This window comes from Candidatus Streptomyces philanthi (assembly GCF_059553635.1).
The window spans coordinates 1-13,116 of sequence record NZ_JCANQV010000044.1 but is presented as its reverse complement, the minus strand read 5'-3'; the positions used below and the strand labels follow the sequence as shown (position 1 = coordinate 13,116).

The window sequence follows — 13,116 nt, the reverse complement described above, 5'->3', positions numbered from 1 at the left end:
CGTCCCGCTGCGCTCCTGACGGAACCGACGTTACCCGTCCGCACGTACGAAAACCCCCGCCGCTGACGCGGTCGGGGGTCTCGGTTGTGCGACGGGTACGGAGCGGGGCTCAGTACCAGCTGTTGGCCTGCCAGAACGACCAGGCGCCGCAGGGGCTGCCGTAGCGGCCGTTCATGTAGTTCAGGCCCCACTTGATCTGCGTGGCCGGGTTGGTCTGCCAGTCGGCGCCCGCGGAGGACATCTTGGTGCCGGGCAGCGCCTGGACGAGGCCGTAGGCACCCGAGGAGGCGTTGGTGGCCCGGTAGTTCCAACCGGACTCATGGCTGACGATGTTGCTGAAGCACTGGAACTGGTCGCCGGGGACGATCTGCCGTGCGAGGGCCTGCGTCTCGGCGACGGTGTACGAGCTCTTGCCGACCAGGTCGCCGATGTCGGTGCGGTCGGAGGAACGGTTGGCTGCCAGCTCCTCCTTCTTCTTCCGCTCCTCGGCGTCCTTCTTGGCCTTGGCGGCCTTCTCCTCGTCGGCCGCGTCCTTCTTCTCCTGCGCGGTCTGCGCGGCGGCCTTGCGTGCCGTTTCCTGGGCGGCCTTGAGCGCGGCGGCGTCGGCCTGGGTGTACTGGTCGTCCGCCTGCTGCGTCAGGGACGCCGTCTGCACCTGGGCCTGCTGGCCTGCGGGGATTTCGGCGATCGTCGCGTCGGCCGCGGTCGCCTCGGCGTTGGCGACCGTGGACTGCCCGCTGCCCGCGGCGACGCCGACAACGGCGCCGACGGTGGTGACCGCGGTGGCGGAGGCCACGGCGAATCCCCGGACCGAGATCCGGCTCACACGTATTCCTTCCAGCATCGTCCGCATAGGTGACCTCGCGGACGCAATCGTGCCCCTGGCGCTGGCCTCCCCTTGTTCCGTCCCCCTGTTGAGCGGTGGGGGACGACTGGCCACGGGAGGCACGGACCCGGTACGTCCCCCGCGAGGGGTCCGCGTGGTGCTCGGGCGGCACACGGCGGTCTCTATGCAGTTCGGTGGGGTCCGCACCGCTGGGGGTGCGGGTATGCCGTATGCGGGGCCTGACAGGACCCAGACTCTGCCCGAACGAGACGCCGGGAATCAATTCTCCGTTGCGTGTGAAAGCTCACACCCCGTTTGGCCGCAAGGATTCGTGGATGTTCCCGCGCGTACGGGCGCCGTCCGACTAAGCTCCTGCGCTTTGCCGGACGGCGCCGCGGGTCCACACCCGGTCAGACCCGGCCCTCCTCCAGCATTTCGGTCACCAGGGCGGCGATCGGGGACCGCTCCGAGCGGCTGAGCGTGACATGGGCGAACAGCGGATGCCCCTTCAGCTTCTCCACCACCGCGACCACACCGTCGTACCTGCCGACCCGGAGGTTGTCGCGCTGGGCGACATCATGCGTCAACACCACACGCGAATTCGCCCCGATACGGGACAGAACGGTCAACAGGACGTTGCGCTCCAGGGACTGCGCCTCATCGACGACGACGAACGCGTCGTGCAGCGAACGGCCCCGGATGTGGGTGAGCGGCAGGACCTCCAGCATCCCCCGCTCCACGACCTCCTCGATGACGTCCTTGGTGGTCACCGCGGACAACGTGTCGAAGACGGCCTGGGCCCAGGGGCTCATCTTCTCCGCCTCGCTGCCCGGCAGATAGCCCAGTTCCTGTCCGCCCACCGCGTACAACGGCCGGAACACCATCACCTTGCGGTGCTGCCGGCGCTCCAGCACCGCCTCCAGCCCCGCGCACAGCGCCAGCGCCGACTTGCCCGTACCGGCCCGGCCGCCCATCGAGACGATGCCGACCTCCGGGTCGAGCAGCAGGTCCAGGGCGATGCGCTGCTCCGCGCTGCGGCCGTGGATGCCGAACGCCTCCCGGTCGCCGCGTACCAGCCGCACCGCGCCCTCGGCGGTGACCCGCCCCAGCGCCCTGCCCCGCTCCGACTGGAGCACCAGGCCGGTGTGGACGGGCAGGTCCTCCGCGCCGGAGACGGCGGTGACCTCGTCGGCGAAGAGCGCGTCGACCTCCTCGGCGGTGACGGTGAGTTCGCTCATCCCCGTCCAGCCGGAGTCGGTGACGGCCAGTTCCGCGCGGTACTCCTCGGCCAGCAGCCCCACGGAGGACGCCTTGATGCGCATCGGCAGATCCTTGGAGACGACGGTGACGTCGTACCCCTCCGCCTGGAGGTTGCGGGCGACCGCCAGGATGCGCGAATCGTTGTCACCGAGACGGCTGTGCCCGGTGAGGAAGGCGGCGGGCAGCAGACCGGGGTCGGAGTGGTTCAGCTCCACTCTGAGCGTGCCGCCCAGCTCCCCGATGGGCAGGGGCGCGTCGAGCCGCCCGTACCGCACCCGGTACTCGTCGAGCAGACGCAGTGCCTGCCGGGCGAAGTAGCCGAGTTCCGGATGGTGCCTCTTGGCCTCCAACTCCGTGACCACGACGACGGGCAGCACGACCTCGTGCTCGTCGAAGCGGGCCATGGCGCCTGGATCGGCCAGCAGGACGCTGGTGTCCAGGACGTAGGTGCGCCGGCCGTTGTCACGGCGCTTGCTGCTGTTCACCACGGGTGGACGTACCCCCTCGCATGAGGTCGGGGTGCGACGGCGTCGCGGGGCGGTCGGGCCTCGGGGGAGGGTCCCCGGGCCCCCGGCCGCAGAGCGACCGGACCGGTCTCTGGCCACAGTGCGCGGGCCGAGCACCGGCCCTTCGCGTCGTCCGTGCGCTGCGCACGGTCGTCCGTGATGTGCAAAGGGCCTCCCGGGCGGGCGGCTCCCGCGCCGCCCGCTGAGACGCGGCGTCCGATGTCCGGTCCCGGACGCCGATCTGGGAGGAACATTCCCGCGATGCCGTGCCGCCATGCCACGGCATATGACAGACGGTCGGTGAACTGTCCGTGAACAGGTGATCGTTACGGGCGTCACCGCAGGTGAGAGGCGCCGCGCCGGACGAGCGGCCGAAAAGGACGACGGGCCGTCACCCCGAGGGTGCGGCCCGGTCCTCCGCCGGACTCCTGTTGCCGGCTAGAAGCCGTACCGCCGGTTCCGGGCCGCGTAGTCGCGCAGGGCGCGCAGGAAGTCGACCTTCCGGAACGCGGGCCAGAAGACCTCGCAGAAGTAGTACTCCGAATGGGCGCTCTGCCAGAGCATGAAGCCGGAGAGGCGCTGCTCGCCGCTGGTGCGGATGACCAGGTCCGGGTCGGGCTGGCCGCGGGTGTAGAGGTGCTCGGAGATCAGGTCGATGTCGACGATCTCGGCCAGTTCCTCGAAGGAGGTGCCGCGCTCGGCGTGCTCCAGCAGCAGCGAGCGGACCGCGTCCGCGATCTCCTGGCGCCCGCCGTAGCCGACCGCGACATTGACGAGGATGCCGGTGTTGTCGAGGGTGGCCTGCTCGGCCTCCTTGAGGACCCGCTGGGTGCCGTCCGGCAGCAGATCGGCGTTGCCGACGTGGTGCACCCGCCAGCGCCCGTCGGCCGCCAGGTCGCGCACGGTGTTCTCGATGATGCCGAGCAGCGGGGTCAGCTCGCCCTCGGGCCGGTCCAGGTTGTCCGTCGACAGCAGCCAGAGCGTGACGACCTCGACCTCGGTCTCCGCGCACCAGCCCAGCAGCTCGCCGATCTTGGCCGCTCCGGCCTGGTGGCCCTGCTCGGTGGTGCGGCCGTCGGCCCGCGCCCAGCGGCGGTTGCCGTCCAGGATGACGCCGATGTGCTTGGGGACCTGGGTGTGGTCCAGGCGCCCCTCCACCCGGCGCGCGTACATGCGGTAAACCCATTTGCGCAGTGCAGGCGGATACGGGATGCGCATCCCGGAAGATCGCAGCATGTGTGGTCCAGCCCCTCCGTGCCCATGGCGGTCGCCCCGTCGCCTCAAGTCGGCAACTTTACTTCTCGGGTCTCTCGACGGCCCAATCAGGTGTGTCACAAGTCCGTGATAAGGAGAGGACCATGACTGGCACCTCTCCCTACGGCGCCGCGGATTCGCGCTATGACTCGATGGAGTATCGGCGCTCGGGCCGCAGCGGCCTCAAACTTCCGGCCATCTCCCTCGGACTGTGGCACAACTTCGGTGACGACCGCACCTTGAGTTCCCAGCGGGACATCCTGCGCAGGGCCTTCGACCTGGGCGTGACACACTTCGACCTGGCCAACAACTACGGCCCGCCGCCGGGTTCCGCCGAGCTGAACTTCGGAAAGCTCTTCGCGCAGGACTTCCGGCCCTACCGCGACGAGATGATTCTCTCCACCAAGGCCGGATATCTGATGCATCCGGGTCCTTACGGCGAATGGGGTTCCCGGAAATACCTTCTCTCGTCGCTCGACGCCTCACTGAAGCGGATGGGTGTCGATTACGTCGATATCTTCTACTCGCACCGCTTCGACCCCCATACCCCGCTGGAGGAGACGATGGGCGCGCTGGCGTCCGCCGTGCGGCGGGGCAAGGCGTTGTACGTCGGCGTCTCGTCGTACAACGCCGAGCAGACCCGGGAGGCGGCCGGCATCCTGCGGGAGCTGGGGGTACCCGCGCTGATCCACCAGCCGTCGTACTCGATGATCAACCGCTGGACCGAGGACGACGGGCTGCTGGACACCCTGGAGGCCGAGGGGATGGGCTGCATCTCCTTCGCGCCGCTGGCCCAGGGCCTGCTGACCGACAAGTACCTCCAGGGCGTCCCGGAGAGCTCCCGCGCCGCCCAGGGCAAGTCCCTGGACCCGGGGCTGCTCACCGACGAGGTCGTGCGCCGGCTGCGCGGTCTGAACGACATCGCCGCCCGGCGGGGCCAGTCGCTGGCGCAGACGGCGCTGCGCTGGGTGCTCCGCGACCCGCGCATGACCTCGGCGCTGACGGGCGCCAGCAGCGTCGCCCAGCTGGAGGCCAATGTCGCCGCGCTCGACGCCCCGCCCCTCACGGAGGAGGAGCTGGCCGAAATCGATCGGTTCGCCACGACGACGGACGGCGTGAACATCTGGGCCGGACGCCGCTGAACCCGCTCCGCCGCCGTACGGCCGAAGGAGCGTACGGCGGCGGCCGTACGGGTGAGGGGCCACGCCGTACGGGCCCTCGGCGGACGGCTCCGCGCACGCGGCGTGCGGACGTTCCGGGCGGGGGGCCGTACGGGTGGCGGCGGTCCGCCCCCGGCCCCGGCGGCCGGTCGCGGCGCGGCGTACGGGAGGGAGACCCGGTACGGGGCCGGCCCAGGAAGCGGCATAGGCCGCATGAGTGACGCATATCGCATCTCCGGCACACCCCTTATGCGTGACGAAGGGCACAACGGGCGCATGGGGGGCGCAGACGGAGCACGCCGGACAGGACCGCCGCCGGGCCCGGGACACTCGGGAGCGGCGGACGGCGCGTGGCGGGGCGCCGTCGGCCGTCCGCGTGGCGCCCGGCGCGCGAGGGAAGATCACCGGCCGTCCGCACCCCTCGCCGGGCGGGGAGAAACCCGCAGGTCCGGGCAGGGAAGGCGGGGGAGCCGCGGCGTCCGCCGGAGAGGTACGGGCCCGTGGGCCGGGAGCGGGACGCCGGGAAAAGAAAGCGGGCCGGTCCGTGGGGGGGGATACGGACCGGCCCGAGGGGGGGTTTCCACCATAACCCCGCGAGGGGGGTGCTGTGCGCACCATGTGCAACCCGGCGCGCCCCGGCGCATCCGCTCCGTGCTCCGGCGCACACAGGGCGCGACGCCCGAGGGCCGTGCGCCCGCTGTCCGTACGGTCGTCGTACAGGGCCCGGCCCGAGCCGTACCGGCGGCCCGTACGACCGGGTCAGATGCCCGTACCGGCCCCGGAGAGCAGGCCGCAGAAGGCCCCGGCGAGCATGAAGGGGCCCAGGGGCATCGACGCGCCCCGGCGTCCCCTCCCCCGCGCCAGCAGCGTCACCGCGTAGAGCGCGCCCAGGAGGATCCCGGCCGCGCCGCCGGTGAGCACGGTGTGCCAGCCGTACCACCCAAGAGCGACCCCCAGACCGATCGCCAGCTTGACGTCACCCAGTCCGAGACCGCTCGGGTTGACGAGGAAGAGCAGCAGATAGCAGGCGCCCAGCACCAGCCCGCCGGCCAGCGCCCGCGGCCACGCACCGTCCGGCCCCCCGGCACACGCCAGTGCCACCACCCCCACGGCGGCGAGTGTCAGCGTCAGGACGTCCGGCAGCCGACCGACCCGCCAGTCGACGAGCGCCAGCAGTACCGCGACCGGTGTCATCAGCAGCCAGGCGGCGAGTTCCGGCCGGGCGCCGGTGGCGGCGGCCAGCGCCGCGCACACCGCCCCGGTCACCGCGGCCGTCACGGCCGTCCCGGGCCCGTACGTCCCGCAGTGCGCGCAGTGCGCCCGTCCCAGCCAGCCGCGGGCCGGTCCGGTGATCGGATGGCCGCCGGGGCACTCCGCCCGCCAGGTGTCCTCCGGGGGGACGGCCAGCCGGTGGGCGGCCCTGGGGAGCAGCAGCCCGGTGGCGGCACCGTAGGCGGCGGCGAGCGTCATCAGCGCGATCAGCGTCAGCGGCACGCGACGACCCTACGGGGCGGGTGCCGGGAACGGGGCCGGGCGCCGGAAGGTTCCCGCGGCACACCGGCGCGTCGGCGCACCCGCCGCGGTGTGCCCGCGCCCCGCCCGCGTACGTCGCCCGTTCCCCGCCCGGCCTGGTAGAACGGCGCGCATGACCCGCTGGACGAACGGCACCGGAATCCTGACCCGCGCGGACGACGCCCGCTTCGCGGTCCCCGTCGAGATCGCCGCGTCCTACCGGGCGCGCACCCGGGGCCTGTTGGGCCGCGACGGCGTCGAGGGCGCCCTGCTGCTCACCCCGGCGAGCGGGGTCCACACCTTCCGTATGCGCTTCCCGCTCGATGTCGCCTATCTGGCACGGGACTTCACGGTGCTGTCCGTACGCACCATGCGTCCCGGCCGGATGGGTCTCCCCCGGCCGCGTGCCCGGCACGTCCTGGAGGCGGAGGCCGGCGCGATGGCCCGCTGGGGCCTGCGCGAGGGCGTCCGCCTCACGGTACGGACGGACGGCGGATGACGGGCGTTCAGGAACCGCCGCGCGGGAAGCTGACCTCGACCCTGCGGTTCTTGCGGCGGCCCTCCTCCGTGCTGTTGTCGGCGATGGGGAACAGTTCCCCGTAGCCGCGGATCTGGTACGAGACGGAGGAGTCGAGGTCCTCGGCGAGGGCCTGCTGGACGGCGTCGGCGCGTTTGCGGGACAGCGTCACCCCGTGGGAGGACGACCCGAGGTTGTCGGTGAAGCCGAAGACCCGCAGGTCGGTGGCGTGCTGCCGCTTGGCCTCCGCGGCGATGTCGGCGACGCGGGTGAGCGCCTCACCGCCGAGGGAGGAACTGTCCTTGGTGAACAGCACCTCGGCCTGGAGGGCGAAGGTGACGTTGTCGTTGGTGTCCTGGCGGCGTTCGGAACCGTCGTCGGTCTCCACCACGGACTCGATGTTGAGGACCTTGGGCGGGGCCAGCCGGGCGCCCTGGACCATGCGCAGATCGGGGTCGTCCGGGTCGATGGGGACCGTCGCGCCGGTGTCCTCGGTGACGCCGGGCGGGGTGACGGCGTGCGGGGAGCGGTCGGCGGGGAACGCGGAGGGGACGGTGAAGGTGATCGTCAGCAGCAGGGTGGCGGTGGCGACGACCACGGTCCTGCGGACGGCGGGGGCGGTGCGGCCTCCGGTGGCCGGACAGCGCCGCAGCAGGCGGACGGGGTGTGGCGTGATGGTCATCGGCCCCTCCTACTCCGTGATCCGCACCGAGGCCGGCGGCATGGTCGGGAGCTGGAAGTCGACCTCCGTCACCTTGGCCGGCGGTGCCGGGAACTGTGCGAAGACCGGGCGGCTCGCGCCGGGCCGCAGCCCGCTCAGGCCCGTGGTGCACAGGCATTCGCCGTTGGTGTCGCGCAGCACCAGATAGCGCTTCTTGCCGGCCTTGTCGACGAGGGTGGCGCCGGAGAGGGACGAACGCGAGTGCAGCTGCGTCTCGTTGGAGCGCCAGTCGATGGCGTTGAAGACGGTGGTGCCGCGGTTGGTGACCGTTCCGCTGACGGTGACGAAGCCGCCCGCGTCGCGGACGACGGACTGGAGGGTGACGACGACGCCGTCCGGGCCCTTCATCTCGGCGATCTCCTTGCCGGTCTCGGCGGCCGGCGCGGCGGAGCCGCCGTCCCGGGGAACGGTGCTCGGGGCCGGGGGTTTGGCGTCCGCCGGAGGCACTCCGCCGTTTCCCCCGCCGCCGCAGCCGGCCACGACGAGCGCCAGGCCGACCGCGCCCGCGATGGCGACCGTCCCTCGGGCGGCTTTCGTGGTGCGCCGAATGCTCATGGGTGGCGATTCCTCCGGGATCGGGTGCGGGATCGGGAAACGTGGGGCGTGAGGGCCGCGGGGGTTCGGGGACGGAGGGGGTGCGTGGTCATCGGGCCAGCCGTACGGAGAACAGGTCGGAGAGGTGCGGAAGACGGAGGCCGTGCCGGAGGACGTCGGGGTCCAGGTGCCAGGACGTGCCGTCGCAGGTGAGGTCGAGGGAGATGCCGGGCGGCGCGGGGAGGGGACGGTCACCGTCACCGGAGCCGCCCTTGCCGTCCTCGCCGTCCTTGGCCCGGTCCCCGTCCTTGCCGTCGTCCTTCGCGTCGTCCCCCGTGTCCTTCCCGTCGCCGTCCGGCGGGGCGGGGCGTGCCGTGCAGCGGGGGGAGACGACGGCGGTGGCCCGCGCCGTGGCGTGGGTGGACTCGGTGCCGGGGACGACCGAACGGCCCACGGCGTTACGGGTCCTGACGGTCACGGAGAACGACGTGGGCCAGGAGTCGGGTACGCAGGAGGAGAGGTCGGCGCCGTTGCTGCCGGCGAACCAGCGGGCGCTGTCGCAGGCCACCGACGAGGCGGGGCCGCGGCCTTCGAGCAGGTCCTCCCAGGCCGACCCGTCGCGCAGCGCGTCGAGGAACGCGCGGCCCAGTTCGTCGCGGTACTTCTGGCCGGCGGCGAGCGCGGCCGCGTCGGCGGCGGTCTGGGCGCCGTTGCGGGTGGCCGCGGCCTGGCCGACGGCGAAGAAGGCGAGGGCGAGGAAGAGCAGGCCCGCGATCGCCACGACGTAGACGGGGAATGCCTGTCCGGCGTCGTGACGGCGGCGGGCGGGGAGCGGTGCCTGGGGCCTCATGACCGTGCGGGCCGACCGTGCGGTTCCGGTGGTGGCCGGGGTCAGATGCCGACGACGGACGAGATCTTGTTGGCGATGGCGTTGGCGATCTGGCTGCCGAAGTCGGTGGTGGACAGCACCAGGACGATCGCCACGACCACCGCGATGATGCCGAGGTACTCGATCGAGGTCTGTCCCCGGTCGTTCCCCAAAACCCGCTTCGCCATCGTCTTTCCCTCCATGGGCGGCTGTCCCGCTCTGGTCCGGTTGGTGTGTCGTGGCGCCGGCACGCTCGTCCGCGTCCGCGACACGGGCAACGTACGCCGGTCCGGTCTTCCCGGAACACGGAATCGGTACCCATTCCCCAGGACGGGACACAGGGATTGGGCCGAACGATGGAATTCGGCCGGGAAGCCGCACCTCGTCCACCCCCGATCATCGGGTTCCCGCGGGAACCGCAGCCGTGCCGACACCACCCGGACCGGCCGGTCCGACCGCACCGGGGTGCGGGGGACGCCGCCGGAAATCCACTGTGGCACAACTCGTTGCTCCCGCGAAGGTGTTGGCGCCCAGCGCGTCGCGGGCCGGGAGCGCTTTCGGCCGTGCCCCTCCGGCGCCCCCGCCGAGCCGCCCGGGTACGGGCGTCCCGTACGCCCCGGGCGCGTCGCGCGCCGGAACGCACATGACGGGGCGTCAGCGCCCGACCATCGCCCCGAAGTCCGTTCCCGAGCCCAGGAAGAACCCCGCGATCAGCAGGATCATCGTGGCCGGGACCATGAAGGTGGTGACGACCATGGTGGCCTTGGGGACCGCGCGGGCGGCGCGCCGGCGGGCGTTCTGGGCGTCGGTGCGGCGCATGTCGTTGGCGATCTGGATCAGCGTCCCGACGATCGGCGCGCCCAGCTCCTCGCCCTGCTGGAGCGCGGTGACGAACTGGGCGACCTGCTCGGAGTCGTTGCGTTTGCGCAGTTCCTCGAACGCCTCGCGGCGGCTGACGCCCATGTCCATCTGGCGCAGGGTGATCCTCAGTTCGTCGGCCCACGGGCCCTCGTAGCGTTCGGCCACCCGGTCGAGGGCCTGGCGGAAGCCCAGGCCCGCGCTGACCACGACGGCGAGGACGTCCAGGAAGTCGGGCAGGGTGCGTTCGATGGCGTCCTTGCGCTGGCGTACGGCGGCCCAGATGCCGACCTCGGTCCAGAAGCAGCCGAAGAGGATCATCAGCAGGCCGAGGAGCGGCTGCCCGCGCAGGAACATCACCAGGGCGCCGCCGAAGCCGAGGGCCCCGTAGACGGCGCGGCGGGCGGCGTAGCGGTCGACGGTCAGTCCGCCGGGGTTGCCGGCCAGGTCGATGCGGCGGCGGACCCTGGCGACGCGCCGGTCGCCCATCAGGCGCAGCACGGTGGGCGCGTAGCGCATGCCCGCGCGGTCGAGGGCGGAGCCGACGGCGGTGGTCCGGGTCGCGCCGACCTCCAGGGAGAGGGCGAGGTCGGGCGGCAGGCGGGCCTCACTGCGGTAGAGGGCCACGCCGCCGCAGACGCCGGCGACCGCGAGGGCGGAGAGTGCGGCGAGCAGGAGGGCGAGGGTCATGGGCACCGTTCCTAGACGTCGATCTTGGAGAGGCGGCGGATGAGGAAGAAGCCCGTGCCGTAGAGGACGAACGCCGCGACGACGGCGAGCTGTCCGAGGAAGGAGGAGGTCATCCGGTCGATGGCGCCGGGGGCGATGCGGTTCATCAGCAGCAGGGTGCCGATGCCGAGCAGGGGGACGACATAGGCGGTGACGACGACCTGGGAGAGCTGGGTGCGGACCTCGCGGCGGGTCTCCTTGCGTTCCTCCAGGGTCCTGGTGAGATTGCGGAGCGAGCCGACGACGGTGCCGCCCGCGCGGTTGGCGAGAATCAGGGTGGTGACGAGGACGACGAGTTCGCGGGAGGGCAGCCGTTCGGCGAGTTCGCCCAGGGCCTCGTCGACGGAGTGGCCGACGGCGAGCTTGTCGGAGACCTTGGTCAGCTCCTCGCCCGCGGGGGCCTCCAGTTCCTCGGCGGCCATACCGAGGGCGGTGCGCAGGGCGAGTCCGGCCTGGGTGGCGTTGGCGAGGATGCGGGAGAGTTCGGGGAGCTGGTTGATGAACCGCTCGATGCGTTTCTGCCGCTGCCAGTTGAGGAAAGCGAAGGCGGCCCAGACACCGATGAGGGCGGCGATCGGGCCGAAGAACGCGGCGAGCGTGAGGTGTGCGACGGTCCACAGGACGAGGACCGCGCCGACCATGGCGACGAAGAACTCGCCGGGGGTGATGTCGAGGCCGGTGGCGGCGAGCCTCAGTTCGATACGGCGGCCGAGGCGGGTGCCGTTCAGGGCCCGGTCGACGGAGGGGAAGCGGCGGCGGCGCCCGGTGGCGGGCAGCGGGGGCTCGTCGGCGAGGCGGTCGACGACGGCCTGCCGCTGGGCGCGGCCGGCGGCGTGGACGCGCAGTCCGGCGACGGCGAGGGCCCCGCACAGCAGGGTGGCGCCGGCGGTGAGCGGGGCGAGGAGGTCGCTGCCTGTCACGGTGTGGCCTTCCGGGTGGCGAGCTGGTCGGCCTCGGTGGCGACGCCGAAGGCGGGCAGGCCGGGTTCGCCGGCCATGACGAGGCGTTCGGCGACCCGGCGGGGCAGCGGGAAGTAGCGGAAGCTGCCGTGCACGGTGCGGTCGGCGCCGATCGGTGCGGCGTCGAAGCGGCAGACGGTGACGAGGCGGTAGTCCTCGTGGCCGCGGGAGTCGAGGAGGGCGACCTCGGTGATGCGGCGGGACCCGTCGGCGTGCCTGCCGAGTTGGACGATGCAGTCGACGGCGCTGTTGATCTGGTCGCGCAGGGCCTCGAAGGGGATGGAGACGTCCGACATGGAGGCGAGGGTCTGGAGCCGCATCAGGGCGTCCTCGGCGTTGTTGGCGTGCACGGTGGCGAGGGAGCCGTCGTGGCCGGTGGACATCGCCTGGAGCATGTCGAGGGTCTCGCCGCCGCGGACCTCGCCGACGATGATGCGGTCCGGGCGCATGCGCAGGGAGTTGCGGACGAGGTCGCGGATGGTGATGCGGCCCTTGCCCTCGACGTTCGGGGGGCGCGCTTCGAGGCGGATGACATGGGTCTGCTGGAGCTGGAGTTCGGCGGCGTCCTCGACGGTGATGATCCGTTCGCCGTCGGGGATCAGGCCGGAGAGCGCGTTGAGCAGGGTGGTCTTGCCCGCGCCGGTGGCGCCGGAGACGACGACGTTGAACTTGGCGCGCACCAGTCCGGCGAGCAGTACCAGCATCTGCTCGTCGAGGGTGCCCATGCCGATGAGTTCGGCGAGGGTGTAGGCGCGGGGGAAGCGGCGGATGGTGAGGGTGGCGCCGTTGAGGGCGAGCGGCGGGATGATGACATTGACGCGTTCGCCGGTCGGCAGCCGGGCGTCGACCATCGGATGGGACTCGTCGACGCGGCGGTTGACGGTGGAGACGATGCGTTCGATGGTCTGCATCAGCTGCTCGTGCGAGGCGAAGCGGACGGGGACGAGTTCGACCCGGCCGGCGCGTTCGACGTAGACCTGGTCGGGCCCGTTGACCATGATCTCGGTGATGGAGGCGTCCTCCAGCAGCGGTTCGAGGACGCCCAGCCCCAGGGCCTCGTCGACCACCCGGCGGATGAGCTGGGCGCGTTCGGAGGTGGACAGGACCGGGCCCTCGCGGCTGATGATGTGCCCCAGGACCCGCTCCAGCCGCTGGCGGCGCTCGGCGGCGGTCAGCGAGGACATCTCGGCGAGATCGATCTCGGCGAGCAGCTTGGCGCGGTAGACGGCGACCAGATGGCCGTCGTGCCGCGCCTCCCCCGCGGGCTCGGGGGCGATGATCCGGCCTTTCAGGCTCATGGGGCGGTGGGTCCTTCCGGGGCTGCCGTGAGGTACAGGGCCGCCAGGGCGGGCGCGCCCAGCGCGGCCCGCTCCGCGTCCGCCGGCCGGGGCATGGTCGCGCTGCGGCTGGCC

The 13,116-nt window shown here is 72.2% G+C and carries 13 protein-coding genes; 2 read left to right on the top strand and 11 right to left on the bottom strand.

The features are described 5' to 3' along the window. Nucleotides 1–109: 109 nt before the first annotated feature. From AC51EU_RS08235 to AC51EU_RS08225, 3 genes are all read right to left on the bottom strand, one after another. Nucleotides 110–826: an aggregation-promoting factor C-terminal-like domain-containing protein gene (locus AC51EU_RS08235; protein ID WP_496266023.1), complete on the bottom strand. Its 717-nt coding sequence runs from the start codon at nucleotides 824–826 to the stop codon at nucleotides 110–112. A 410-nt stretch (nucleotides 827–1,236) separates the two neighbouring features. Beyond that, nucleotides 1,237–2,574 carry an RNA 5'-3' helicase PhoH2 gene (gene phoH2 / locus AC51EU_RS08230; RefSeq protein ID WP_496266022.1) on the bottom strand — a complete coding sequence of 446 codons (1,338 nt, stop codon included), beginning with the start codon at nucleotides 2,572–2,574 and terminating at the stop codon, nucleotides 1,237–1,239. A gap of 456 nt (nucleotides 2,575–3,030) precedes the next feature. Further along, on the bottom strand, nucleotides 3,031–3,810 hold the full coding sequence (locus AC51EU_RS08225; RefSeq protein ID WP_496266037.1) for an isoprenyl transferase: 780 nt from the start codon (nucleotides 3,808–3,810) through the stop codon (nucleotides 3,031–3,033). 140 nt (nucleotides 3,811–3,950) lie between these two features. On the opposite strand from AC51EU_RS08225, the gene mgrA reads away from it, so the two are divergent. After that, entirely contained in the window at nucleotides 3,951–4,988 is a 1,038-nt protein-coding gene (mgrA, locus tag AC51EU_RS08220; RefSeq protein ID WP_496266021.1) for an L-glyceraldehyde 3-phosphate reductase, read from the top strand. A gap of 777 nt (nucleotides 4,989–5,765) precedes the next feature. Here mgrA and AC51EU_RS08215 read toward each other — a convergent pair. Beyond that, nucleotides 5,766–6,476, bottom strand: coding sequence for a prepilin peptidase (locus AC51EU_RS08215; RefSeq protein ID WP_496266035.1), 711 nt, complete (start codon nucleotides 6,474–6,476; stop codon nucleotides 5,766–5,768). 175 nt (nucleotides 6,477–6,651) lie between these two features. Here AC51EU_RS08215 and AC51EU_RS08210 point away from each other — a divergent pair, with 175 nt between their 5' ends. Beyond that, the gene (locus tag AC51EU_RS08210) at nucleotides 6,652–7,017 is read left to right on the top strand and encodes a DUF192 domain-containing protein (protein ID WP_496266020.1); all 366 of its coding nucleotides are present in this window, start codon (nucleotides 6,652–6,654) and stop codon (nucleotides 7,015–7,017) included. Nucleotides 7,018–7,024: 7 nt separating this feature from the next. Here the strand turns inward: AC51EU_RS08210 and AC51EU_RS08205 are convergent, their stop codons facing one another. The 7 genes from AC51EU_RS08205 to AC51EU_RS08175 all read right to left on the bottom strand — a co-directional run bounded on the left by AC51EU_RS08205 (nucleotide 7,025) and on the right by AC51EU_RS08175 (nucleotide 13,002). Continuing rightward, on the bottom strand, nucleotides 7,025–7,717 hold the full coding sequence (locus tag AC51EU_RS08205; RefSeq protein WP_496266018.1) for an OmpA family protein: 693 nt from the start codon (nucleotides 7,715–7,717) through the stop codon (nucleotides 7,025–7,027). A 9-nt stretch (nucleotides 7,718–7,726) separates the two neighbouring features. Then, nucleotides 7,727–8,311, bottom strand: a complete 585-nt coding sequence (locus tag AC51EU_RS08200) for a hypothetical protein (protein ID WP_496266017.1) — start codon at nucleotides 8,309–8,311, stop codon at nucleotides 7,727–7,729. An 88-nt stretch (nucleotides 8,312–8,399) separates the two neighbouring features. Continuing rightward, nucleotides 8,400–9,140, bottom strand: a complete 741-nt coding sequence (locus tag AC51EU_RS08195) for a pilus assembly protein TadG-related protein (RefSeq protein ID WP_496266016.1) — start codon at nucleotides 9,138–9,140, stop codon at nucleotides 8,400–8,402. Nucleotides 9,141–9,181: 41 nt separating this feature from the next. Further along, nucleotides 9,182–9,346 (bottom strand): hypothetical protein, encoded by a 165-nt coding sequence (locus AC51EU_RS08190; protein WP_496266015.1) that lies wholly within the window; start codon nucleotides 9,344–9,346, stop codon nucleotides 9,182–9,184. 466 nt (nucleotides 9,347–9,812) lie between these two features. Beyond that, a complete protein-coding gene (locus AC51EU_RS08185; protein ID WP_496266014.1) occupies nucleotides 9,813–10,706 on the bottom strand; it encodes a DUF5936 domain-containing protein in 894 nt (297 codons plus the stop codon). Between the two features lie 11 nt (nucleotides 10,707–10,717). Continuing rightward, on the bottom strand, nucleotides 10,718–11,665 hold the full coding sequence (locus AC51EU_RS08180) for a type II secretion system F family protein (protein WP_496266013.1): 948 nt from the start codon (nucleotides 11,663–11,665) through the stop codon (nucleotides 10,718–10,720). Next, entirely contained in the window at nucleotides 11,662–13,002 is a 1,341-nt protein-coding gene (locus AC51EU_RS08175) for a TadA family conjugal transfer-associated ATPase (RefSeq protein WP_496266012.1), read from the bottom strand. Before AC51EU_RS08175 ends, AC51EU_RS08180 begins: the two co-directional genes overlap by 4 nt. Between the last annotated feature and the right edge of the window lie 114 nt (nucleotides 13,003–13,116).

Excerpts from the sequence above, each read along its gene's own strand:
- AC51EU_RS08215 (WP_496266035.1), bottom strand. The coding sequence starts at position 6,476 with ATGACGCTCGCCGCCGCCTACGGTGCCGCCACCGGGCTGCTGCTCCCC.
- AC51EU_RS08195 (WP_496266016.1), bottom strand. The coding sequence starts at position 9,140 with ATGAGGCCCCAGGCACCGCTCCCCGCCCGCCGCCGTCACGACGCCGGA.
- AC51EU_RS08205 (WP_496266018.1), bottom strand. The coding sequence starts at position 7,717 with ATGACCATCACGCCACACCCCGTCCGCCTGCTGCGGCGCTGTCCGGCC.
- AC51EU_RS08190 (WP_496266015.1), bottom strand. The coding sequence starts at position 9,346 with ATGGCGAAGCGGGTTTTGGGGAACGACCGGGGACAGACCTCGATCGAG.
- AC51EU_RS08225 (WP_496266037.1), bottom strand. The coding sequence starts at position 3,810 with ATGCGCATCCCGTATCCGCCTGCACTGCGCAAATGGGTTTACCGCATG.
- AC51EU_RS08185 (WP_496266014.1), bottom strand. The coding sequence starts at position 10,706 with ATGACCCTCGCCCTCCTGCTCGCCGCACTCTCCGCCCTCGCGGTCGCC.
- AC51EU_RS08210 (WP_496266020.1), top strand. The coding sequence starts at position 6,652 with ATGACCCGCTGGACGAACGGCACCGGAATCCTGACCCGCGCGGACGAC.
- AC51EU_RS08175 (WP_496266012.1), bottom strand. The coding sequence starts at position 13,002 with ATGAGCCTGAAAGGCCGGATCATCGCCCCCGAGCCCGCGGGGGAGGCG.
- mgrA (WP_496266021.1), top strand. The coding sequence starts at position 3,951 with ATGACTGGCACCTCTCCCTACGGCGCCGCGGATTCGCGCTATGACTCG.
- AC51EU_RS08200 (WP_496266017.1), bottom strand. The coding sequence starts at position 8,311 with ATGAGCATTCGGCGCACCACGAAAGCCGCCCGAGGGACGGTCGCCATC.